The sequence below is a fragment of the Zymobacter sp. IVIA_12111.31 C1 genome, from assembly GCF_047495495.1.
Lineage (GTDB): Bacteria > Pseudomonadota > Gammaproteobacteria > Pseudomonadales > Halomonadaceae > Zymobacter.
Genome location: NZ_CP179930.1, coordinates 1228666 through 1252744, shown reverse-complemented (window position 1 = coordinate 1252744; position 24079 = coordinate 1228666). Strand labels below are relative to the sequence as shown.

Genomic DNA, 24079 nt, shown 5'->3' with positions numbered 1-24079 from the left:
AGAAAGAAAAAAGGCGAACCCGTAGGTTCGCCTTTACTATTGTCTGGTTGCTGTCATTGACCGGTTTACTGCGATGGCAGCACGCTACGTCAACATCACTCTGAGCGCTTGAGAGAACGATGCACGTAAACATCGTAACGGCTGTTCTTCTCTTCGATCACATGGTTCGGTGCAGGCCCAGCAATGGGGGCCGCACCTTTAGGACGCTTGACCACAACACGATGTGTCGCCACGTCCAGAGCGGCCTCAAGTAGACGTGGCGCGTCGTCATCGGCCCCAACCAGCGCTTGAAACACGCGCATTTCCTTCTTCACTAGTGCCGACTTTTCGCGATGCGGAAACATGGGGTCAAGATGAACGACCCGCGCATCGAACGCCTGAGCGGCCACGATATCAGCCAGGTGCCGAGTCGAGTCACCGCATGCCAGCTGCATCCGCGTCGCAATAGCGGCTACATCAGGATCATCAGCGCCGCGCGCACGTGCAAGTCCATCATCCAGCAGCGCCGCAATGGCGCCCACTCGTTCAACCATCAGCACCCTAGCGCCCAGACTTGCCAGTACGAACGCATCGCGCCCTAGCCCGGCCGTAGCATCGACGATGCTGGGGGTCACTCCTTTGGTCAGCCCACAGGCTCGCGCCACCAACTGCCCTCGCCCACCGCCGAATCGACGCCGATGAGCGGCCTTGCCCCCGACAAAATCCACGCTGATCGGGTGACCATAAGTGCACTCATCCCCCCCCAGCACTAGACCTTCGGGGCGCATCTCCAGCCAAAGAGGTGATGCTTCGTCCGAGCCTGCCGTCACGCCATAGCGCTCGGCTAGACTGCGTGCGTGCTCATCACGCCATATCACCGCCATCAGTCGAGCGGCTTCCGTGTCGAGCGCGTGGCCACGTTATCGCGCAGATAGACCGGCTGAGCCAGTTCAGGCGCAACGGCCTTACCAGCCAGATAGGCCCCCGCCGCCAGACGTGCGATGCATGCAGCATCCGGTTCGGCATCAACGTTCGCGGCCGTGATCGCTTGCGCCAGCGGCTGCGGATAACGTTCGCTGAACGCCAGACCTGCACCCGCCGCCACGATCCGCTCCGGCAATACAGCGGAGCAGAGGATCGCTTCCGGCGCACAGACCTGCTCGTCGATGAACGCCGTCATCTGCGGTCGCATAGGCTGCGCAAGATCCACAAGGTAGCCACCGACATAGACCTCTCCCATTCGCGCATCAAGCGCGCCCAGCGCAGCGACGGGCTGCGCTTGCACATCGCCCTGCTGAAGCGCGGCCCCCAGTGCCAACGCTTCGAGGCTGGAAACGGCCACCATCGGACGATCCAGCCCCAGTGCTAGCCCTTGCGCCATGCCTGCGGCAATGCGAATGCCCGTGAATGCCCCCGGCCCGCGGCCATACGCTACGACATCGACATCCGCCAGCGTCAGCCCGGCTTCGGCCAGCACATCGCGCACCATCGGCATCAGCTTGTGGGTATGCGCGCGTGGCGCAATCTCGTAGCGCCCGAACAGCTGGGCGGTGGTCAAATCGTCGCCCGCACAGCGCCACACCGCCGCAGAACATGCGCTAGACGTTGCGTCCAACGCGAGCACGGTCGTCATGGGAGTTCCTCTATCGAAATGGGTCCAAACAGAAACGGCAGGCCCACCTGCGCGCAGCACAGATGGGCCAAGGTCCTTCGAAGGGCTGGAAAGATCAGCCTTCCAGTGCTTTCAGCAGCTCAGCGCGAATATCATCCAGGGCACCGATACCATTAACGCGGTGGTATTTCGGTGCTTCAGACGGCGCTTTCTGCGCCCATTCGCTGTAGTAGGCTACCAGCGGTTCGGTCTGGTCGTGGTAGACCTTCAGACGGTCACGCACGGTGTCCGGCAGGTCATCCTTGCGCTGGATCAGCGGCTCGCCCGTTGCGTCATCTTTGCCTTCTGCTTTCGGCGGATTGTAGATGACGTGATAGGTACGGCCGGAGCCTTCATGCACGCGACGGCCAGACAGGCGCTTGACGATCTCGTCATCTTCAACGGCGATTTCGACAACGTGGTCGATCTCGACACCGGCATCCTTCAGCGCATCAGCCTGCGGAATGTTGCGCGGGAAACCATCGAGCAGGAAGCCATTGATGCAGTCAGGATGCGCAATGCGTTCCTTGACCAGTGCGATGATCAGATCATTGGAGACCAGCTGCCCTTTGGCCATGACCTCTTCTACCTGACGGCCCAGCTCGGTACCCGCCTTGATCGCAGCACGCAGCATGTCGCCCGTGGAAATCTGCGGAATGTCATAGTGCTCGCAGATGAACTGAGCCTGAGTGCCTTTGCCTGCGCCCGGAGCGCCCAACAGGATCAAACGCATGAGAGTGGTCTCCTGAAAATCGGATTGCGTTGAAACAAGCACGGCACAGAGCCAACGCCCTATGCCTTGGGGATTAATCACGACAAAGCGGCCCCGAAGGGCCGCTCTGCAGATGACGCTGCGGTTAGGCAGGTCACTCTGTCATGATAAGACTATACCGACGATGAGGCTTTCATGCGACCCCTGACGACATGCACCACGGGTCTTCAAGGCTAAATCGTCGTTGGACATCACATCAGCAGTCGACGAATGTCACTCAGCAACTGCGCCAGGTACGTGGTGAAACGCGCACCGTCCGCGCCGTTCAGCGCACGGTGATCGTAGGACAGGCACAGCGGCAACATCAGGCGCGGCTGGAAGGTCTGGCCATCCCATACCGGCTTCATCTGCGCCTTGGAAATGCCCAGAATCGCCACTTCTGGCGTGTTGACGATTGGCGTGAAGGCCGTACCACCGATCGAGCCAAGGCTCGAAATGGTAAAGCAACCGCCGGTCATTTCGTCACGCGTCAGTTTCTTATCCTGTGCGCGTTTAGCCAGATCTGCCATTTCGATCGCGATCTGAATGACGCTTTTTTGATCCGCATTGCGCAATACCGGCACCATCAGGCCGTCCGGCGTATCGACCGCGATACCGATGTGGACGTAGTTCTTCCAAATCAGCTTATCGCCATCGGGATGCAGCGAAACGTTGAACTGCGGGAACTTACGCAGCGCATAGGCGCAGGCCTTGATCATGAACGGCAGCGGCGTCAGACGCGCGCCCTGTGCCGCCGCTTCGTCCTTCATGGACTTGCGGAAGGCTTCCAGTTCCGTGATATCAGCATCGTCGAACTGCGTGACGTGCGGCACGTTCAGCCAGCTGCGATGCAGGTTGTTCGCCCCTGCCTGCAGCAGACGTCCCATCGGTTTGACGTCGATTTCGCCAAATTTGGAGAAGTCGATCGCCGATATCTGCGGAATACCCGCACCACCAGTAGCCGCTGCCTTGGAGGCCGCCGCCGGCTGATTCAGACGCTGCTTGACGAACGTATGCACGTCTTCTTTCAGCACACGCGCTTTCGGGCCAGACCCTTTGACCTGCGTCAAATCAACGCCCAGTTCGCGTGCCAGCATACGCACAGCAGGACCGGCATGCACGCTGCTAGAGGTATCGCGTTCTTCAGCGGTCAGTGCTTCGGTGCTCGGCTCCGTGGGGGCAGCTTTGACCGGCGCGACCTGCTGGGGTGCCTCCGCACTAGAAGCTGCTTGAACCGGCTGTGCAGCAGGCTTGGGCGCTTCGCCTGCGGTTTCGATATAACCGATCAAATCGCCTTCAGACAGCGTGTCACCTTCCTTGACGGCCACCTCGACCACCTTGCCTGCAAACGGGCTAGGCACGTCCATGGACGCTTTGTCGGACTCCAGCGTGATCAGCGTATCTTCCTTGCTGATCTCGTCGCCGACGCTGATCGCCACTTCGATCACGGGAACGTTTTCACTGCCACCAATGTCCGGTACGCGAATTTCACGGCGCTGCGGTTCAGCACTGGCTGCCGGAGCAGCTTCCGGCTGTGACGGAGCCACCTGCTGCGGTGCCGGTGCGGCCTGAGCAGGTGCTTCGGTAGCGGCGGGTGCGCTCTGCTCGGTGATTTCCATCTGACCGATCAGATCACCCGTGGACACGTGATCGCCTTCCTTCACGGCCAGCGACACAATGCGACCCGCATAGGGGCTGGGCACGTCCATGGACGCCTTGTCAGATTCCAGCGTAATCAGCGAATCTTCGGCATCCACTGTATCGCCTTCACTGACCGCCAGCTCAATGACCGGTACATCGTCGCTGCCAGACAGATCCGGCACGTGAATGTCAACGATGCGCGTCGTGCTCTGGGCAGGCTGTGCTACGTCCTGCTGAGGCGCTGCGACGGCTTCAGGGGCTGTCTGTTGCGGTGCGGTTTCGGCAGCGGGCGCTTCTGATCCACCTTCAGTGATCATCTCGATGATCGGATCACCGGTGGACACTTTATCGCCCTCACTGACCAGCACCTTGCCGATGCGGCCAGCATGCGGCGCAGGAATATCCATGGAAGCCTTGTCGGATTCCAGTACCAGCAGGGTGTCTTCGGCGTTAACCTCGTCCCCTGCCTTCACCGAGATTTCGATGATCTCGACGGCATCGCTCACCCCGATATCGGGAAGCTTGATCGTTTCAGTACTCAAGGTCGCGTTCCTCATCACCTTGTCATCTGACCGCGGTCGTCATGACCCAGAGGGCAGATGCACCGTTACGGCTACGAATATGAAGACATCGAACCGAAACCCCAATGCCGCCACAGGCGCCGTGAACGACACGGGCTAGCGGCGGCAGATTCCGGTTCAGGTCGGCATCACACCGTCAGCGGATTGGGTTTGCTGGTGTCGATACCGTATTTATCGAGCGCTTCCTTAACGAGCGCACGATCGACGGCACCTTGGTCGGCCAGCGCTTTCAGCGCCACGACCGTCACGAAATAGCGATCCACTTCAAAGAAGTGACGCAGATGCGCACGGCTATCAGAACGACCGAAACCGTCCGTACCCAGCACGTGGTAATCGTTCGGTACCCATGCACGCACCTGATCCGCATACAGCTTCATGTAGTCGGTAGAGGCGATGATCGGACCTTCACGACCTTCGAGGCACTGCGTAACCCACGGTTTGGCCGGTGTCTGGTCGACGTTCAGGAAGGCCTGACGTTCGATCTCCAGCGCTTCGCGGCGCAGTTCGTTGAAACTGGTTACGCTCCAGATATCGGATGCGATGCCGAAGTCATCACGTAGCAGGTCTGCCGCAGCTTCGACTTCACGCAGGATCGTGCCGCTACCCAGCAGCTGTACGCGCGCCTTGGCACCATCGGCCTCGACGGAACGCAGCGGGTACATACCGCGGATGACGCCTTCTTCACAGCCTTCCGGCATTTCCGGATGAACGTAGTTCTCGTTCATCACCGTCAGGTAGTAGAAGCAGCTTTCCTTGTCCTGGAACATGCGCTTCAGACCATCACGCAGGATGATCGCCAGCTCATGCGCATAGGTCGGATCGTAGCTGCGGCAGTTCGGGATGGTGGACGCCTGAATGTGGCTGTGACCATCTTGGTGCTGCAGACCTTCACCGTTCAACGTCGTGCGGCCGGACGTACCGCCCAGCATAAACCCACGCGCCTGCATGTCACCGGCGGCCCATGCCAAGTCACCAATACGCTGGAAACCGAACATCGAATAATAGATGTAGAACGGAATCAGCGCATGATTGTGGTTGGCATAAGCGGTAGAAGCCGCGATCCAAGACGCCATGGCTCCCGCTTCGTTGATGCCCTCTTCGAGCACCTGACCTTTCTGGTCTTCGCGGTAGTACATGATCTGACCCGCATCCATCGGCTCGTACTGCTGACCGTGGGTGGAGTAGATGCCGACCTGACGGAACAGGCCTTCCATACCGAACGTACGTGCTTCATCAGGGATGATCGGCACGACGCGATGCCCCAACGCCTTGTCTTTGATCAATCCGTTGAGCACACGCACGAAAGACATGGTGGTGGAAATAGTGCGGTCGCCACTGCCCTTGAGCTGGTTGGCGAAGATCTTGTCGTCGAGTGCAGGAATCTCGAGCGCTTCGAAGTCACCGTGGCGCTTCGGCAGATAGCCTTTGAGCGCCTGACGGCGTTCATGCATGTAGCGCATTTCCGGTGCATCGTCAGCCGGCTTGTAGTACGGCATGTCGCCGCTTTCCAGCGCTTCGTCGGATACCGGGATGGCGAAACGATCACGGAACACCTTGAGCGCATCGGCGTTCATGGTCTTGATCTGGTGCGCTTCCATATCCGCTTCACCGTGACCTTTACCCATGCCGTAACCCTTGACGGTATGCGCGAGGATAACGGTAGGCAGGCCATTGGCGTTGTTGACCGCTTCGTGGTAAGCCGCGTAGACCTTCTGCGGATCATGGCCACCACGGTTCAGGCTCATCAGGTCTTCGTCGGACAGGTTCTCGACCATCTTCGCCAGCTCTTCGTACTTACCGAAGAAATGCTCGCGCATGTAGCCCGCATCCTGAGCCGCGATGGTCTGGAATTCACCATCCACCATCTCGTCCATGCGTTTCTGCAGCAGCCCTTTACGATCCTGTTCGAACAGACGATCCCACAGACTACCCCAGACAACCTTGATGACGTTCCAGCCGGCACCGCGGAAGATGCCTTCCAGCTCGTCCATAATGCGGCCGTTACCACGAACCGGGCCGTCCAGACGCTGTAGGTTGCAGTTGATGACGAAGATGAGGTTGTCCAACCCTTCGCGAGACGCCATACCCAGCGCGCCCAGCGTTTCAACTTCATCACACTCACCGTCACCCAAGAACGCCCATACCTTGCGATCACCCGCAGCTTCGACGCCGCGCGCATCAAGGTATTTCATCATGCGTGCCTGATAGATCGCCATCAACGGCCCCAGGCCCATGGAAACGGTCGGGAACTGCCAGTAATCCGGCATCAAGTACGGGTGCGGGTAGGAAGACAGGCCATTACCGTCGGCTTCCTGACGGAAGTTGTCGAGCTGTTCTTCGCTCAAGCGACCTTCAAGGAAGGAGCGCGCGTAGATACCCGGCGCAATGTGACCCTGGAAATAGATCAGGTCCCCTTTGCCATCTTCATCACCGCCGCGGAAGAAGTGGTTAAAACCGACTTCGTACAGCGTACAGCTGGACTGGTAGCTGGCGAGGTGACCACCAACTCCCTTGCTTTTCTTGTTGGCACGCAGCACCTGCGCCACGCTGTTCCAGCGCATGGCGGAACGCAGCTTGCGTTCCAAGAACATGTCGCCAGGCATTTTAGCTTCGCGGTGCGTAGGGATCGTGTTGCGATGCGGCGTTTTCAGAGAAAAGGCCGGCTGCATGCCATCGCGACGGAGTCGATCCGCCAGGCGACTCAGCAGATAACGAGCGCGGTCATCGCCTTCGCGATCCATGACCGATACCAGGGAATCCAGCCACTCCTGGGTTTCGATCGGATCAAGATCTTCTCTTGCCTCGAGATTCATGGACGTCTCTCCAGATGAATATTGGCGTTAACTGTCCCAGATCAACGCGGGACATTACTAACGTGGGGGACGTGGCACTTTTCGCGCGCATCGTCGTACAGATTGCCCCTCGCCAACGGACATCAACAATGTTCCATCAGCAGACCGGATGACCGAGTGCCCTGCGATGGGCCCGTGTCATCCGGACGGTATACGGCGTGAAGTGGCAAGCACTCCACGGCAAAATTCTTCAGCGGCTCGACACAAACCAAGCCACAATGCAAAACGGCCAGCGAAGATACCGTAATATCCAAGCCCTGCCAATTAAACATGGCCTCATAATGCAGGGTCCGCAATGTTACATTACTTTAACCATGAGACATCTGCTCAGAGGCCAAGTTTCCCTCATTTAGCCTGCATTCGGACATTTTCACCTCCATAGTGCTAAAACTATCGCATGATAACGACACGGCTCGCAGACAAAGCCCTTATCAGCCCTCAATCACGGCCCTTAATTGACCGACAGATATTGTCGAAATAGCTGCCAGTCGAATGCGGGACCGGGATCTTCCTTTCTCATGGGCGCGATCAGCGCATGCCCTACGATGCGCTCCACGTTCAGCAAGGGGTAGCGTACCAGCAGGCCTCGCGTGATCGCCGCCAAGGTACGATACTGCGCCAAGGTAAACGGCACAGTGGGCAAACCTTCCAGCTCAATGCCTACGGCATCGTCATTCAGGCCTTGCATGCCCCTCCACTGAGAGCGACCGGCATGCCAAGCGCGCTCATCGAACGGCACGCACTGTACCGCCTCACCATTGCGACGTATCACCACATGGGCCGACACTGTCACACCTCGCAGCGATGAGAAAGAAGGATGACGCGCGCAATCAAGCGTATTGGAAAACAAGTCGAAGATGGCATCGCCCCCCCACTCCCCTGGAGGTAACGAAATGGAGTGCACCACTAGCACCGAAGGCTCCGCGACAGGGCGAGCATTACGATTGGGCGACAGGCAGCGTGAAACGTGTTCCAGCCAGTGATCGCTATCGACACGCCATTCGCGTTCAACCGCATGATGCAAGCTTGAAGCCATATTCACACTCCATTTCCCACTCATTGATACACGCCGACGCCATTCGAGGCCGCTATGATGCCACATCAAAGCCTGCTCGTGTTGACGAGCGACATTTTCAGCTAAGCTGCTGAATGATCTAAAATATAAGAAAACCGCAGTGACAAATATTCGACACGGACCGTCGACAAATCAGATGTCTCTTACCTCACGCTCACCGATTACCCTGGGACATGTTGTAACCACTTGTCGCCCCACACATCGGCTTCTCTCAGCTCCACGCATACATCGTTCATACCACACGTCGTCACAACAAGAACACCATCAGCCAACGCACCACACTTACGATATAAGCGTCGTTTGTAAAAAAACATTGGTGCCACGGTAAGTTGCGATGCCAACAGACGCCATTGCACGCCACCAAAGTCTAATAATTCCCGGCACACAGAAGCAAAATGATAAGACTATCGCGCCCCCTTCATATCACGCCGTATCAAACGGCCTCCATTTTTAAGCACCACTCCGAAGCAATATCGCACACGCGGCTACCGAATACAGAAGGCTCCCCCGCCCTGACATTAATGCGTTATGCGCTTTCTTTTATATAGGTATAAAAAGACGCAGGAACGCAGGAACGCAGGAACGCAGGAACGCAGGAACGCAGGAACGCAGGAACGCAGGAACGCAGGAACGCAGGAACGCAGGAACGCAGGAACGCAGGAACGCAGGAACGCAGGAACGCAGGAACGCAGGAATATTGGGCGCTCGCCATAGCGCCAGGCCAACCGAAACCGCTGTCTTTTTTTGACCCTCTGATAATCTGCCTCAAAGAAAGAGGCCTCTCATCAACAGTCGGCAAGGCATGAACATTCAAGCGGTCGACCGCACACGGCACGGTCACTCAAAAACAATATGTAGCACGGCAGGCAGGTAGCCTAGAGGAGTAGCCCTTACGGCGACCTTTTTGCATCACTGTAAAAAACCAAGCAACGGCATCGAAACCTTCAAAGAGCCCAAGCCCAGTGGTCCGCGAGGCATGGCCGCTGGCAAGCGACTTCTTAAAGCATTAGAATGGCGGCTTTTCGTCTGGGGCCAGAGCCACGCGCAATGACAACGACCTTTGACATGATGCCTGTCGCGATAGTGGAAGGCTGCTACCCTGACAAGTTCGGCGTTCCGCGCCAGCCAGGGCTGGCTTCCAGCGCCACGGCACGCTTGGTACTGCAACCGCCATTCGATACAGCAGACGCCTTGCGCGGTCTAGAAGATTTCAGCCATGTCTGGCTGACGTTCGTCTTCCATCGCAATCCGACGGAATGGCATGCACTGGTCCGTCCACCACGCCTAGGGGGCAACCGCAAGGTAGGCGTATTTGCATCGCGCGCTACGCATCGCCCGAACCGCTTGGGCCTGTCGTTGGTAGAAATTGCTGGCATCGAATGCACGCCCCATCCCACCATTATCATTCGCGGCCATGATCTGGTAGACGACACCCCAGTGCTCGACATCAAGCCCTATCTCCCCTGGTCAGACAGCGTCGACAACGCGCGCGCGGGCTTTGCACCCGCTCCGCCACCGCAATACGCCGTTATCTATAGCGAAGCGGCCCGAAAGACCCTTGCCGCACACCCCGATGGCGATACGCTTGTTACATTGATAAACGACGTCATTGCGCAAGATCCTCGCCCGGCTTACCACCACGGCAACACCGAACGCCTGTACGGCGTGCGCCTACGCGACATCGACGTCAAGTTCCGGGAAACGGTGCTTGATGGTCAGTGCGCACTAAAAATCGTGGCTATCGACACCCCGTAAGGACAGGGCGCTTTTCAAATAGCAACACCCTTACACAAAATTTCCTTCTTTGATGCTTTTTTGGATAAAAAAAGAGACTACCCCTTTATTTCCATATTCATAGCATACCAATAACAATACCACTTTTATCAGTAACACTATGCTTATACCCAAAATCAAGTAACGCTTGAGTTTCTTTATTCTTTTACAGGGAAGAAAATAAAGCGACTCCTTAAAAAGACCAGCCTATACAGTGCGTTATCTTAAGGGTCGGCAAAAAGATAATTGGCATCAATACCAGAAGACCAATTTGGGGCGAGATTATCAGAACGATAAAAGAGAAGTATTGTGGTAACGCGATACCCGCACTAAAGAACAGTATCGTCTACTGTTACTTAATGTATAGAATGATTTGCGAGAACAGAGAGTGATCTCTCACTTTCACATTCTCACGAAATGTTTAACTGTGTATCAGTGCGGTTTTGAGCCTACAAGGACGTAGGCTCTGGAGGGGCAAGGATGCTGCCTCCGACTTGGCTGCTTGTACAGGCGCTATGGATCATGTCGGGCCAACGACGTCTTATAGCGTTCGTCAAGCTGCTACAATGGCGGGATTGCCATTGCATGTATTCCAACCGTGCGCAAGGACGCGCACCTTCTATCGTGTCCCTAGCCCTACAAGGCTAGGGATTTTTTTATAGTGGGTTCAGCATACAACGTCTGGCTGGCAACAAAAGCTCGGATAGCCGATAAAAACGAGCGTTATTGAACGAATCTTGCCAACCCATAAACACCACTAAGGTTGTAATGAATTATAATCAAAACCCTTTCCCATTACTACAGCCGACAGTCTACAAAATTTGTCAGTGTCCTTAGGGACAGGTTTGTGTAATACCAATTCAATCCCGTTTTCGTAACACAAAAAAAGACGTTAAATAACAGCCCCATACCCATAATAATCCTCTCTTCTGATGTATCGGCGACTACCTCCCGCAATATGCACTTTCAGTCAGTTATTATTAAGTAATGCTTCGCCAATAAATACGACACGACCCGTAACGATTTACTGAAATCACAATCATATAAAAAAGAGTTAACGTCCGCACTGCCATAACCACACCCCCTACTGGATGTATGGCCAAACCCACGCACAAAAAAAGCCTGTCACCCTTAAAGGGATGGCAGGCTTTTTTTGTGGGGAGCAAGCAGTAACGCCCATTCCCTCTATCCAGCGAAGGCTTACTTAGGCAGGTTGATAACGTCCAGACCGCCCATGTAACCACGCAGTGCTTCCGGCACCGTAATGGAGCCATCTTCGTTTTGATAGTTTTCCATGACGGCGACCATGCAGCGCCCTACAGCCAGTCCAGAACCGTTCAGCGTATGCACCAGCGCAGGTTTTTTCTGCTCAGCACCGCGGAAACGCGCCTGCATGCGACGCGCTTGGAAATCTTCGCAGTTGGAGATGGAAGAAATCTCGCGGTATGTGCTCTGGCTCGGCAGCCACACTTCAAGGTCGTAGGTCTTGGCAGCGCTAAAGCCCATATCGCCCGTGCACAGCAGCACTACGCGGTAAGGCAGTTCAAGGCGACGCAGGATGGTTTCAGCATGACCACGCATTTCTTCGAGCGCGTCGTAGGAACGTTCCGGGTGAACGATCTGAACCATTTCGACCTTGTCAAACTGGTGCTGGCGGATCATGCCGCGTGTGTCGCGCCCATAGGCACCGGCTTCACTGCGGAAGCAAGGTGTATGAGCCGTCATTTTGAACGGCAGCTGTGCTTCGTCAAGAATCTCGCCACGCACCAAGTTAGTCAACGGTACTTCAGCGGTAGGAATCAGGTAGTAGCCGGAATCGCCCTGCAGCTTGAACAGGTCTTCTTCGAATTTCGGCAGCTGGCCCGTACCCTGCAGTGAATCGCGGTTCACCATGTAAGGTACGTAGGTTTCCTGATAGCCATGATCTTGCGTCTGTACATCCAACATGAACTGCGCAATGGCACGATGCAAACGCGCGATCTGGCCACGCATGACGGCAAAACGGCTACCGGTCAGACGTGCTGCGCGCTCGAAATCCAGACCGCCGGTCAGCGCACCGATATCGGTATGGTCGCGAACGTCGAAGTCGAACTGGCGCGGTGTACCCCAGCGCGTCAGCTCAAGGTTATCGTCCTCACTCTTGCCGACAGGAACGCTATCGTGCGGCAGGTTCGGCAGTCCCATGCAGATGTCGTCGAAACGCGCTTGCACTTCTTCCAGACGCTTGCTGGCCTGACTCAGGCGGTCGCCCAGTCCATCAACTTCAGCCAGCAGCGGTGCAATATCCTCACCATTGGCTTTGGCACGCCCGATGGCCCGGGAACGTTCGTTACGTTCACTCTGGAGGGCCTCAGTGGACGCCTGAAGCTCACGGCGCTGGGCTTCGAGCGAACCGAGTTCGTCAGCGTCGATGATGAAGCCTCGACTTGCTAGGCGTTTGGCCACTGTTTCGAGATCGTTACGCAGCAGTTTGGGATCAAACATGGTGATTCAGTCCGATTACGGTAAAGCGTGGATGAAGAGCCCAGGCGGATACAGCCCAGCGACGAAAATGCACGGTATCTTGAGAAAAAGCAGTCGCTGGTAAGCAAGGCTTGAGCCGATCCGAACAAAGCACCTCGATGAAAAAGACAGAGATCATCGGATCATGCCGGTCAGTTACTGTTCGCCTATTCTATAGAGTCGTTCATTGCGCGATAAAGGGCGACAGATGCCGTTACTGTGCCTTAACCAGGCGCAGACAGCAATAAGCAGAATGCGAGAGATACCGCTCGGTAACGCTGTCTCTTCGCGTTCTACCGACTGGTAAGCGCTCTCTAGCGCGGTTCTGCTCTAGCACGATCCTGCCGTTATCCGGTGATCAAGCGTTGTACAGTATACCCCGAATACCGCTCAACCCCTATTCGGCATTGAAGCGTATGCTTAAGGGCAACTTGATTAATAAAAACATAAAGATATAACCGTTCTCACTTCGTCCGATACAACAACTACATAAGCGAAAGCGTGGGATTGAGCGGTTCCGCATGCGCCAAGCGCATTTGCACTGCACTGATATGTAGCATCCGAAGCTTTCCCCCTGCGAACAGGAGTGACATACTTTCTCTTCAGCAGCAAATAAGACAAGGGAATCATCCGGCGCGCAGTCACCCGTGACTGCGCGCCTTCATAAGAGGAGTGACAACGTGGCTGGTGATACCCAACGGACTGTCTCTCGCGCCCAGCAAACTGCTGAACGCTTGTTAGAAGGCACGGGCATAGCCATCAATGGCAGCAACCCCTGGGACATACAGGTTCATGATGAACGCCTGTATGGTCGCGCCTTCCGAGAAGGCTCTCTTGGCCTCGGCGAGGCCTATATGGACGGCTGGTGGGACTGCGAGCGCATCGACGAAATGGTCACGCGCTTGCTGCGAGCAGGACTCGGTGATCGCGCAGAAAGCGTCTGGGTACGGATGCTGTATGCATTCCAGGCGACCTTCACCAACCTGCAAAGCCGCACGCGTGCCTATATCGTAGGTGAAAAGCACTACGATCTGGGCAACGATCTGTTCCAGAAAATGCTCGACGAAACCATGTGCTATTCCTGCGCGTACTGGAAAGAAGCCGATACGCTGCACGATGCACAGCTCGCCAAGCTCGACCTGATCGCCCGCAAGCTCGAACTCAAACCGGGCATGAAAGTGCTGGATATCGGCTGTGGCTGGGGTAGCTTTGCAGAGTTCGCCGCTCGCCAGTATGGCTGCCACGTCACGGGCATCACGATTTCGAAGGAACAGGCACAGCTAGCTCGCGAACGCTGTCAGGGACTGCCGGTCGAAATCATCCTCGAAGACTATCGTGAACTGACCGGGACCTTCGATCGCATCGTGTCCATCGGTATGTTCGAACACGTGGGTCACAAAAACTATTCGACCTACTTCAAAACCGCCAAGCGTCTGCTAGCAAAAGACGGTCTGTTTCTGCTTCACACGATCGGCACTAATACGTCCCATCTGGGCGCCGACCCGTGGATCAACAAGTACATCTTCCCCAACGGCATCCTGCCGTCCGTCGCCCAGCTGATCAAACCAACCGAACACCTGTTTGTCATGGAAGATTGGCAGAACCTCGGGCCGGACTACGACCGTACCCTGATGGCGTGGTATGAACGTTTCGAAGAAGCGTGGCCGTCACTGAGCGATCGCTACAACGAGCGTACCTACCGCATGTTCCGCTATTATCTGCTGATCTGTGCCGCAACGTTCCGCGCCCGCAGCACCCAGCTGTGGCAGGTGGTTTTCTCGCACGACCGCCCCGCTCGCTACGACGCTACACGCTAGTCGCCACGACCTCTTTCCTTCTCGCAGGAGAAGACGTGGCAACCCTCTAGCAGTCGTGGCATATTGAGTGAAGGTGCAGAAGCCTTTCGTTTTTCATGCACCTTCATTTCAGTCGTCCTCTGCGACGCAACCGTTCGCGCTACGCATTCAAACAATGACTTCCACCATTTAAGGATTCTGCTCCATGTCCATGTTCGAGCACATACCGCGTGTTCCCGGTGACGCCATTCTCGGGCTGATCGAAGCCTTCAAGAATGATCCTCGTTCGCGCAAGATTGACCTTGGCGTTGGCGTTTACCGCGATGATAAAGGCAATACGCCTATCCTGCCGACGGTAAAGGATGCAGAACGCTATCTGGTCGAACATGAAACCACCAAAAGCTATATCGGTTCGCACGGTGCTGCCGACTATGGCAACTTGGTGCTGTCGCTGGTCTTTGGGGCAGACTCCGAGGTACTTGCCAAACAACGTGCCTCGCTGACACAGTCACCGGGCGGCACCGGCGCCCTGCGACTGGCCGCTGATTTCCTGCGCACTAACCTCAGTCCGCGTCGCATTTGGATCAGCGATCCGACATGGCCGAACCATATCGGCATCTTCTCGGCCGCGGGCATTGAGATCAAGCGCTACCCGTACGTCGACGATCAGAACCGATTCGTGTTCGATCTCATGCTGGAAGCGCTGCACCAGATTCCGGAAGGCGATATCGTGCTGCTGCACGCTTGCTGCCATAACCCAACAGGCTACGACCTCAGCCGCGAACAGTGGCAGGCCGTTCTAGAAGTACTGCGCGAACGCCGCTTGCTGCCGCTGATCGACATGGCCTACCAAGGCTTCGGTCACGGACTGGACGAAGATGCCTACGGTGTACGCCTGCTGGCCGACAATCTGGACGCGATGATCATCACCTTCTCGTGTTCCAAGAACTTCGGTATCTACAACGAGCGTACCGGGGCTTTCATTCTGGTCGCGGGCAACAAGGAAGAGATGCTGAACATCCGCTCTCAGGCGGCCATCACTGCGCGCGAGAACTACTCCAACCCGCCGGCACACGGTGCCTCCGTCGTCAGCCATGTGCTTGGCAATGACGCCCTGCGCCAGCAATGGGTTAGTGAAGTCACCGAGATGCGTCAGCGCATCCGCTCCCTGCGCGAGCAGCTGGTCAATGCACTGGACGCTCACGGTCTGCGCGAACGTTTCAGCTGCGTGCTGGAACAGAACGGCATGTTCTCCTATCTGGGGCTGTCCCCGGAACAGGTCGACTACCTGCGTGACGAATACGGCATCTACATGGTGCGTTCTGGCCGCGCCAGCATGGCGGGACTGCGCTCAGAGCAGGTGGAAGACATGGCGGCCGCACTGGCCGATGCAGTGAAGAAATTCGACTAGCCGATCCAGCAGGCGAGCATAGCGCGTGAATTTCATGAAAAAAGCGCTATGCTCACCTCACGGAAAAGCCAGTCATGCCTTGACGACATACGGCCAGCCTCAGCGCTGGCCGTATGTCGTCAAGGTACCGCTGGTGCTCATTCATCTGTCCTGAAGGAAGCGCTGCGATGCTTACGCTTTACACCTATCCATTCAGTCGTTCTCTGCGTACGGTCTGGACGGCCGAAGAAATCGGCCTGGACTATCGCTGCGTTCACGTCGATATCCGCCGCGGTGAAGGTCGCACGCTGCGCCATTTGGTACGCCATCCGGGCGGCAAGGTGCCGGTTCTGGAGGAAAAAGACGGCTCTTTCCTGTTTGAGTCAGGCGCCATCTGCCGCTACCTAGTCGACGTGTACGGCCAAGGCACACTCAAACCTGTTTCAGCGATGAATCAGGGTCTGGTCGATCAGTGGGTCTGCTTCGCGCTAGGCGAGCTGGAACAGCCGCTGTCACTGCAGGCTAAGCACACACGCGTACTGCCGGAAGACAAGCGCGTTCCTGAGATCCTTGGCGTAGCCTTGTGGGAGTTTCAGGCCGCTGTCGAGACGCTGCTGCATCGCTTCGACCCCACCTCACAGGAGTGGCTGGTTGGTGATCAATTCAGCCTCGCCGACATCATGATCAGCCATACGCTGATGCTGGCCGACAAACGCGGGTATGTGCTTCCTGCCGAGCTGCTGCACTATCTCTCTCGCTGCCTGTCTCGCCCTGCCTATGTGCGTGCGGTACAGCGTGAACGCGATGCCCGTGCTGAAGCAGAGGCCGAAGCGGAAGCTGACGACCGCCGTTAAGTCTGTAGCTTCCCTAACCTAGATACAAGAATGCCAGCGCATGCGCTGGCATTCTTCATAGCGTTTTGACAGTAGCGTATCTGCCACCTGAACCCGATAGCCATTCTCATATCACAATCATGAACGCAACGTTCATTCCCTCAGCAAGACAAGGTGATTAAGGCCAAGCTCGGGCGCGCCTTCTCTTGTGCAGGCACGAACGCTTATGCAGGCATCGGATTTAGCATGCGGCCAAGGCATCCAGCCCTCGTGCTAGATCGCGCTTGATATCGTCCAGCCCTTCCAGGCCAACCGACACACGGATCAGCCCTTCCTCGATACCTGCGGCGACACGCTGTTCGAGGGTCAGCTTGCCATGTGTCGTCGTGGCGGGATGGGTAATGGTGGTGCGCACATCACCCAGATTACCCGTGATAGACAACATCTGAGTACTGTCGATCACGGACCATGCGGCGTCACGACCGCCGTGCACCTCAAAACCAACCACCGCACCGAAGGCACGCAGCTGTCGTTTGGCCAGTTCGTGCTGGGGATGGCTCGGCAGGCCACAGTAGTACACCTTAGCAACCGCAGGATGGGCTTCCAACCACTCAGCCAGTGCCGCCGCCTGTTCACAGTGAGCCTTCATGCGCAGCGATAGCGTTTCAAGCCCTTTGGTGAACAGCCATGCGTTAAACGGACTGAGGCACGGACCACAAGTACGTACAACGTTGAAGATATCCTGCATGTGCTCGCGCCGCCCCACTACGGCACCGCCGATAGCTCGGCCCTGACCATCAATGTACTTGGTCGCGGAATGCACCACGATATCCGCCCCCAAGGCCAGCGGCTGCTGAAGCACCGGGGTGCAGAAACAGTTGTCGATGACCAGCAGCGCACCATGACGATGAGCAACATCCGCAACAGCACGAATGTCGATCAGCGTTGCCAGCGGATTAGACGGCGTTTCTGCAAACAACAGTCGCGTCTGCGGCGTAATCGCTTTTTCCCACGCTTCGGGATTGACCACCTCAGTAGCCGAAATAAAGCGGATACCGACGCCGAATTTCTCGAGGTAGTTGCGGAATAACCCCACCGTGGAGCCAAACAGTGCGGATGACGCCAGTATTTCATCACCGCTTTTCAACAATCCAAGCGCCAGTGACAGGATCGCCGACATACCGGAACTCGTTGCAACACACTGCTCACCGCCTTCCATCGCGGCCAACCGTTTTTCGAACAGCTGCACGGTCGGGTTATGGAAACGCGCGTAGACATTGCCTTCTTCTTCCCCGGAGAATTTGCGCATGGCTTCAGCAGCGCTGCCATAGACAAAGCTCGATGTCATGTAGAGGGGATCAACGTGCTCCTGTTCGTGGGTGCGCTGATGAAAGGCGCGAATAGCAGCGGTTTCTGCGCTCCATTCGGAATGGTCATACGTGCTCATTGGCGGCAAAGCCTCCCGTTCTGTGTGCAAGATCGGCAATAGGCGATAAAAAACCCCTGTCTCCGGCTAAAGAGACAAGGGCTGAGCGTACCATGATCCGACGGTTGTTGTCCGTCAGTGTTGCAGTCGCGGCTTGATAATTTCAGAGGCAGCCTGAGTGCCCGCCTCTTCCGCTTTGCGTGCAGCAGGCAATACGTGTTCATCGAACGCTTGGCGCAACAGCGTTCCTAAGCGACCGGTCAGCACCCCTTGTGCCTGAGCAATAGTGGGCCGCAAAATGGAATGCTGCCAACCACTCATCTGCCCGAAAGGCGTCATTGGAATAACGACGTTCAACAGCACAAGAATAGCGGTTGCCTTCAGCGCACCGAACACTGCGCCCAACACATGATTGAAGCCCCCCATTCCAGCCCAGTCGATCATCGACTTCAGCGTGCGGACGATAAAGCCGCCCACCAGTACACAGCCGATGATCAGAGCGGCGAAGGCAACGATCAAGCGCAGCTCCTCAGAAGCAAACATCGCGGGCAGATGAGGGGCCAGAACACCGCAATAGTGGTTGGCGGCCAGAAAGGCAACCGCCCATACCAGCAGCCCCAGCCCTTCATGAATCAGACCGCGACGCAATCCCATTACCGTACAAAAACCGGCAATGGCAATGAAACACCAATCAAAACCCGTCAACGCCATCAGTGCTTGCCGTTACGTACAACAAGACCATTGGTACCCGCACGCTGCTGCATCTGCGTACGCGCTTCTTCGGCGGCCTGCGAAGTAGAGAACGGGCCGACCAGTACGACCGTGTTCGGATCACGCTTGAGCGTGTAGGCCTTGAAGCCGCTCTGCGCCAGACGCTGGATCAACCGCTGAGCGTTGTCGTTGTTACCGAAACTGCCCGCCTGAACGGACCAACCATCGGTCGGCACGGCAGCGCTGGGAGCCGGAGCCGCCGGTTTGGCAGGCGCAGCCGCTGGAGCAGGGCGTGCCTCGGGGCGTTGAGCCGCATTCATGATCGGGTCACTGGACGCTAACTTAGCGGGCTTGCTTTCTGCTTTAGGCGCAACAGGTGCTGCAGCAGGCTTGTCTGCTTTATGTACAGGCTGAGGCGCAGGTTTGCTGGGAGCAGGCGCGACTGGACGCGCCGGTGCAGGTACCGGAGCGGCCGGGCGCTGCACAGCGGGCTGAGCAGGGGCAGCAGGCACGACAGGAGCAGGCTGCAGATTGGTCTGGATAGGCTGCGGCGCAGCTGGTGCCGGCGTGATCGGATTGACGACAGCCGAACCATTCTGCTGATCCAAAGCAGGTACCGCACCATCGGTCGGCGCTTGATCCACCGCATTAGGTGCAGCGGACGCATCCGCAGGCAGCGTCAGCGGCTGATCATTGGCCGGTGAACCATTGATCGGCTGCTGATTGAAGGAGACGTCCGGTGCCGCCGCATCTTCCTTGTGGTGTCCGGGTCTTCCAAAGAAGATCAGCACCAGAATAACCGCTATGGCGACCAGGATGATGCCGCCACTGATTCGTTCACGCATCCCGTACTTCATTTACACATCCTCGTGTCATGGTTTCCTTGCGGGCAGTGGCTCATCACGGGCACCTACCCCATCATTTCGACTGTGCATCCAGATAGTCCAGTGCGGCTGCTACGGTCAAGAACGAACCGCACACCAGCCGTTCATCGGCATAAGGTTGCAATGTTTCACAGTAATGCATGGCCTGATCGACCGTGTCACAGCGTGCCAGTACGTGGCCGCCATGACGCTTCACAGCGGCAACCAGCGTATCGGCATCGCGTGCACGATCGCCGGCTAGCGAGACCACAATCCATTCAGAAATGACGGACTGCAGCTGTTCGATCACACCATCGGGATCTTTATCGCCCAACATGCCCAGTACGGCCACTCGCCGTGCGGGCACGGTGCCCTGACGTTCACGAGCCTTAAAATAACGGGCAACATAGGCAGCCGCGTGGGGGTTATGCGACACGTCTAGGCACCACGGCCCTTTCCACTGCAGACGCCCCGGCATATCAAGTGAGGACAGCGCGCGTGCGACCCGTTCGGCCGATAGCGGGCCAAACGCCAGCCAGGCTGCCTGAATAGCCGACGCGGCGTTATCCAGTGGCAGATGCGGATCGGGTAGCGCGACAAGTTCGACGTCGTTGCCTTTCGCATCGTGCCCTGACCACGACCAATGCCCATCAACAGCATCAGTGCGGACAAAGGATTCACCCAGCTGGCGCAGAGTGCCCACGCCACAGTGCTCGGCCACCTCGCGCACCGAAGCAGGCAGATCACTACTGCCCAGCACGGCCCCAGCACCCCGCCGGAAGATACCCGCCTTCTCTCGCCCGATCGCATTGATATCGCTACCGAGATATTCAACATGATCGATACCGATAGTGGTGACAACCCCCACATCGGCATCAAAGATATTGACCGCATCAAGACGGCCGCCGAGACCGACTTCCAGCACTACGACGTCCAATGCCGCCTCTTGGAAGATCAACGCCGCCGCCAGCGTGCCCACTTCAAAGTAGGTCAGACTAACTTCCGGCAGGCCAGGCTGAGTGCGTGCTGCTTCAATACGTTCGAAAGCCGCCACCAACTGATCATCGGTGACATACTGACCTTTAACGGTCACGCGCTCATTGTAGCGACGTAGATGAGGGGAACTGTAGGTACCGCTGCTCAGCCCATGGGCACGAGCAATAGCATCGACCATCGCAACCGTCGACCCCTTGCCATTGGTACCCGCCACGGTCACGACATGACGTGCAAGCGGACGGCCAGTCAACGACAGACGCTCCGCTACCGTAGTCAAACGCTCCAACCCGAGATCGATTGCAACAGGGTGTTGACGCCCAAGAAGCGTCAGCCATTGATCCAGCGTCATTACATTCCCCCCTCCGTCCCGACTAAACGTCAGGCCTGCTTGCGGCTCGGCGCATGAACGAACTTGCGCATCATGCGTTCAAGCGTATCGCGCAGCTCACCGCGGTGAACAATCATGTCGACCGTACCGTGTTCGAGCAAGAACTCACTGCGCTGGAAACCTTCAGGCAGCTTCTCGCGTACGGTCTGCTCGATGACGCGAGGACCCGCGAAACCGATCAGTGCCTTAGGTTCGGCCACATTGATGTCGCCCAGCATCGCCAAAGATGCAGTAACCCCACCGAAGACCGGGTCGGTCAGAACGGAGATGAACGGTACCGCTGCGCTTTTCAGCTTTTCGATGACCGCAGAGGTTTTAGCCATCTGCATCAGCGAGAACAGCCCTTCCTGCATACGTGCACCGCCACTCGCCGCAAAGCAGACCAGCGGAATGCGTTCTTCATAGGCACGCTCGGCAGCACGGACGAACTTCTCACCGACAACCGTCCCCATGGACCCCCCCATGAAGCTGAAGTCGAAAGCCACGGCCACGACATCCAGACCGTTCAGGCGACCACGCATGGCGATCAGCGCATCGTTCTCGCCTGTGTTCTTCTGGGCCGCACTCAGGCGATCCTTATAGCGCTTAGAATCCTTGAATTTCAGGCGGTCGATCGGCAGCAGGTCTGCTGCGATCTCTTCGCGTCCGTCTTCATCAAGGAACCAGCTGAGACGTTTGCGGGCCGACATGCGCAAATGATGATCGCATTTCGGACATACGTTATCGTGACGTTCGAGTTCCGGACGATACAGAACTGCTTCACAGCTCGGGCACTTGTGCCAGAGGCCATCAGGAATATTGGAGCGTCGATCAGCGCGCTTGGTGCGCCCCATCGAAGGGACAATTTTATCCAGCCAGCTCATGAGCGAAAGGCGTCCTAGATCATTGAAACGAGTTTGGTCTTTCGCCAGAGGAAACGACCTCTTGATGGCGAAAGACAAGAATAGCGTGTGAGACACTGTGCGCTATTGTAACGGTCTCCGGCCCCAATTGGGTAGCCGCTTGATGCCGATCATGCTGGCAATCGGGTGGCATCGGCCTGCCGCACGGCGTTGGCAAACGCTTGCATGGCCGCTACCGACTTGGTTCCCGGCCCGGATTCAACTCCACCAGAAACATCGACAGCATAAGGCCCGACCTGATGAATGGCAGCTCCGACGTTATCTGCCGTCAACCCTCCCGCCAAAATAATGGAAGGTGCCAGCGCGGCAGGAATGCGCTGCCAGTCGAAACGCTGACCGGTACCGCCGGGCATATCCGGCACCCACGCATCCAGCAACAAGGCGTTGGCCTGCGCATAGCGTTCAGCCTGTTCGGTAAGATCAAGGCCTTGCTTCATGCGCAGTGCCTTGAACCACGGCACGCCAAAAGCCGCACAGTCTAGCGGAGATTCATCTCCGTGAAACTGTAGAACATCCAGCCAAGGCAAGCACTGTTCAACCTGTTGCGCAGAAGCATTAACGAACAGACCGACACGCGACACAAAGGGAGGAAGCCGGTTAGTCAATTGTGCCAGCTGTTCAGCCGTCACTGCTCGACGACTGCCTTCCCAGAGCACAAAGCCGATGGCATCCGCACCTGCCGCGATGGCCGCATCGACATCCGTTCGGCGGGTTAGACCGCAGATCTTAAGGCGAGTGCGCTGAGCCACCACGCTTTTTCCAGAATTCGTCATAGTGTCTCTTTCCTTATGCCGTGGTGCCCGTATTCGCACGCCGCGCAAACATCACTTTTCATCACAGCTTGCTGCAGGTGTCTCTCCCAGCCCGTGGCGCTGCATGCGCGCGGTCGTGCGCAGGTATTCGCCAATTGGCACCTCCCGCTCACCTGTCCACTCGCCGAGAAACAGCAGCGGCGTGGGCCCAAGCGGCGTTTCGGGCAGCACATCCTTGCCTGCAAAGCGCGCGTCGACGAAGTGCAACCCTTGTGGAGGCGCGGTGATGCCGGCCTGAGTGCGGTCACGTGACGCCAGCACCTGTGCGCACCATTCTACGGTGCGGCGGCCGTCACCGATGGCCAGCAGTACGCCCACGATATTGCGGATCATATGATGAAGAAAGGCGTTGGCCTGCACGTCCACGACGATTAGCGGCCCATGTCGCGTCACGTCAACGAAATGCACATGGCGCCATGGGGTGCTGGACTGGCAGCGTGCAGCTCGGAACGCCGAGAAGTCGTGTTCGCCCACCAGCGCCTGTGCCGCCGCATGCATCCGTTGTTCGTCCAGGGGGGAGCGGTGCCATGTCATCGTGGCATGCCCCAACGCAGGCGGCATGCTGCTGTTGAAGATGAGGTAGCGATAGCGACGCGCGGTGGCCGTGGCACGGGCATGGAAATCATCAGAGACGGGCACCGCCCACTGAATGCGCACATCGGCAGGCAGGTTGGCGTTACCCCCCATCACCCAAGCTTTCTGGGTACGCGCCACGGGAGTATCGAAATGGATGATCTGCCGAGTCGCATGCACACCGGTATCCGTGCGCCCACTGGCAAACACCTCAATGGGCTGACGTGCGACCCGTGCCAGCGCCTCTTCCAGCGCCTGCTGAACGGAAGGCCCCTCTTTCAGTCGCTGCCAACCGTAGTACCGTGAGCCATCGTACTCGATTCCCATGGCAAAGCGGCCTGCGCGTGGATGGTGTTCATCAAGCAAGGTAAACAACGACATGAACCGATAACTTCCCGTTCTGTGAAATGATGACACCGCCGCCCCCATGGCTATAGCCAAAAGCCATCGCTATACCAAAAGAAGGAAAAGGCGGTGCATGATGAAGTGTTTATTATCCGGGCAACCGCTAGGCGAGCACAAGCGCCCATGACGCAATGAGGGAGGCAGGCCGAAGCCCCCTCCCTCATCGTTACTGCCGTATC

18 protein-coding genes are annotated in these 24079 nt (G+C 57.1%); 4 read left to right on the top strand and 14 right to left on the bottom strand.

Annotation, left to right across the window (positions count from 1 at the left end; all coding sequences use genetic code 11):
- Nucleotides 1-95: 95 nt before the first annotated feature.
- From ACMHYW_RS05590 to ampD, 6 genes are all read right to left on the bottom strand, one after another.
- The gene (locus tag ACMHYW_RS05590; protein ID WP_414501242.1) at nt 96-863 is read right to left on the bottom strand and encodes a class I SAM-dependent methyltransferase; all 768 of its coding nucleotides are present in this window, start codon (nt 861-863) and stop codon (nt 96-98) included.
- A complete protein-coding gene (tsaB, locus tag ACMHYW_RS05585; protein WP_414501241.1) occupies nt 863-1612 on the bottom strand; it encodes a tRNA (adenosine(37)-N6)-threonylcarbamoyltransferase complex dimerization subunit type 1 TsaB in 750 nt (249 codons plus the stop codon). Before tsaB ends, ACMHYW_RS05590 begins: the two co-directional genes overlap by 1 nt.
- A gap of 94 nt (nt 1613-1706) precedes the next feature.
- Complete coding sequence (gene adk / locus ACMHYW_RS05580; RefSeq protein ID WP_414501240.1) at nt 1707-2363, bottom strand: adenylate kinase; 657 nt, start codon at nt 2361-2363, stop codon at nt 1707-1709.
- Between the two features lie 230 nt (nt 2364-2593).
- Nucleotides 2594-4564: a pyruvate dehydrogenase complex dihydrolipoyllysine-residue acetyltransferase gene (gene aceF / locus ACMHYW_RS05575; protein ID WP_414501239.1), complete on the bottom strand. Its 1971-nt coding sequence runs from the start codon at nt 4562-4564 to the stop codon at nt 2594-2596.
- Nucleotides 4565-4731: 167 nt separating this feature from the next.
- Nucleotides 4732-7416, bottom strand: coding sequence for a pyruvate dehydrogenase (acetyl-transferring), homodimeric type (gene aceE / locus ACMHYW_RS05570; RefSeq protein ID WP_414501238.1), 2685 nt, complete (start codon nt 7414-7416; stop codon nt 4732-4734).
- Nucleotides 7417-7906: 490 nt separating this feature from the next.
- Nucleotides 7907-8491, bottom strand: a complete 585-nt coding sequence (gene ampD / locus ACMHYW_RS05565) for a 1,6-anhydro-N-acetylmuramyl-L-alanine amidase AmpD (protein WP_414501237.1) — start codon at nt 8489-8491, stop codon at nt 7907-7909.
- A gap of 1086 nt (nt 8492-9577) precedes the next feature.
- Here ampD and tsaA point away from each other — a divergent pair.
- A complete protein-coding gene (gene tsaA, locus ACMHYW_RS05560; RefSeq protein ID WP_414501236.1) occupies nt 9578-10285 on the top strand; it encodes a tRNA (N6-threonylcarbamoyladenosine(37)-N6)-methyltransferase TrmO in 708 nt (235 codons plus the stop codon).
- Nucleotides 10286-11503: 1218 nt separating this feature from the next.
- Here tsaA and serS read toward each other — a convergent pair.
- Complete coding sequence (serS, locus tag ACMHYW_RS05555) at nt 11504-12787, bottom strand: serine--tRNA ligase (RefSeq protein ID WP_414501235.1); 1284 nt, start codon at nt 12785-12787, stop codon at nt 11504-11506.
- 698 nt (nt 12788-13485) lie between these two features.
- On the opposite strand from serS, the gene cfa reads away from it, so the two are divergent.
- From cfa to ACMHYW_RS05540, 3 genes are all read left to right on the top strand, one after another.
- Nucleotides 13486-14622: a cyclopropane fatty acyl phospholipid synthase gene (gene cfa / locus ACMHYW_RS05550; RefSeq protein ID WP_414501234.1), complete on the top strand. Its 1137-nt coding sequence runs from the start codon at nt 13486-13488 to the stop codon at nt 14620-14622.
- A 190-nt stretch (nt 14623-14812) separates the two neighbouring features.
- Nucleotides 14813-16012, top strand: a complete 1200-nt coding sequence (locus ACMHYW_RS05545; protein ID WP_414501476.1) for an aromatic amino acid transaminase — start codon at nt 14813-14815, stop codon at nt 16010-16012.
- Between the two features lie 167 nt (nt 16013-16179).
- Entirely contained in the window at nt 16180-16845 is a 666-nt protein-coding gene (locus tag ACMHYW_RS05540) for a glutathione S-transferase family protein (RefSeq protein WP_414501233.1), read from the top strand.
- Nucleotides 16846-17065: 220 nt separating this feature from the next.
- On the opposite strand, the gene ACMHYW_RS05535 is transcribed toward ACMHYW_RS05540, so the two are convergent.
- The 7 genes from ACMHYW_RS05535 to truA form a co-directional block, all read right to left on the bottom strand.
- Nucleotides 17066-18271: an O-succinylhomoserine sulfhydrylase gene (locus tag ACMHYW_RS05535; RefSeq protein WP_027705536.1), complete on the bottom strand. Its 1206-nt coding sequence runs from the start codon at nt 18269-18271 to the stop codon at nt 17066-17068.
- Between the two features lie 114 nt (nt 18272-18385).
- Entirely contained in the window at nt 18386-18961 is a 576-nt protein-coding gene (locus ACMHYW_RS05530; RefSeq protein WP_051523953.1) for a CvpA family protein, read from the bottom strand.
- Nucleotides 18961-19818, bottom strand: a complete 858-nt coding sequence (locus tag ACMHYW_RS05525) for an SPOR domain-containing protein (RefSeq protein ID WP_414501232.1) — start codon at nt 19816-19818, stop codon at nt 18961-18963. The genes ACMHYW_RS05530 and ACMHYW_RS05525 overlap by 1 nt, the downstream gene beginning before the upstream one ends.
- Before the next feature lie 61 nt (nt 19819-19879).
- On the bottom strand, nt 19880-21169 hold the full coding sequence (folC, locus tag ACMHYW_RS05520; protein WP_414501231.1) for a bifunctional tetrahydrofolate synthase/dihydrofolate synthase: 1290 nt from the start codon (nt 21167-21169) through the stop codon (nt 19880-19882).
- A gap of 29 nt (nt 21170-21198) precedes the next feature.
- A complete protein-coding gene (gene accD, locus ACMHYW_RS05515) occupies nt 21199-22071 on the bottom strand; it encodes an acetyl-CoA carboxylase, carboxyltransferase subunit beta (protein ID WP_414501230.1) in 873 nt (290 codons plus the stop codon).
- A gap of 149 nt (nt 22072-22220) precedes the next feature.
- Nucleotides 22221-22883 (bottom strand): phosphoribosylanthranilate isomerase, encoded by a 663-nt coding sequence (locus tag ACMHYW_RS05510; protein ID WP_414501229.1) that lies wholly within the window; start codon nt 22881-22883, stop codon nt 22221-22223.
- A gap of 51 nt (nt 22884-22934) precedes the next feature.
- Nucleotides 22935-23876 carry a tRNA pseudouridine(38-40) synthase TruA gene (gene truA, locus ACMHYW_RS05505; RefSeq protein ID WP_414501228.1) on the bottom strand — a complete coding sequence of 314 codons (942 nt, stop codon included), beginning with the start codon at nt 23874-23876 and terminating at the stop codon, nt 22935-22937.
- Nucleotides 23877-24079 lie beyond the last annotated feature (203 nt).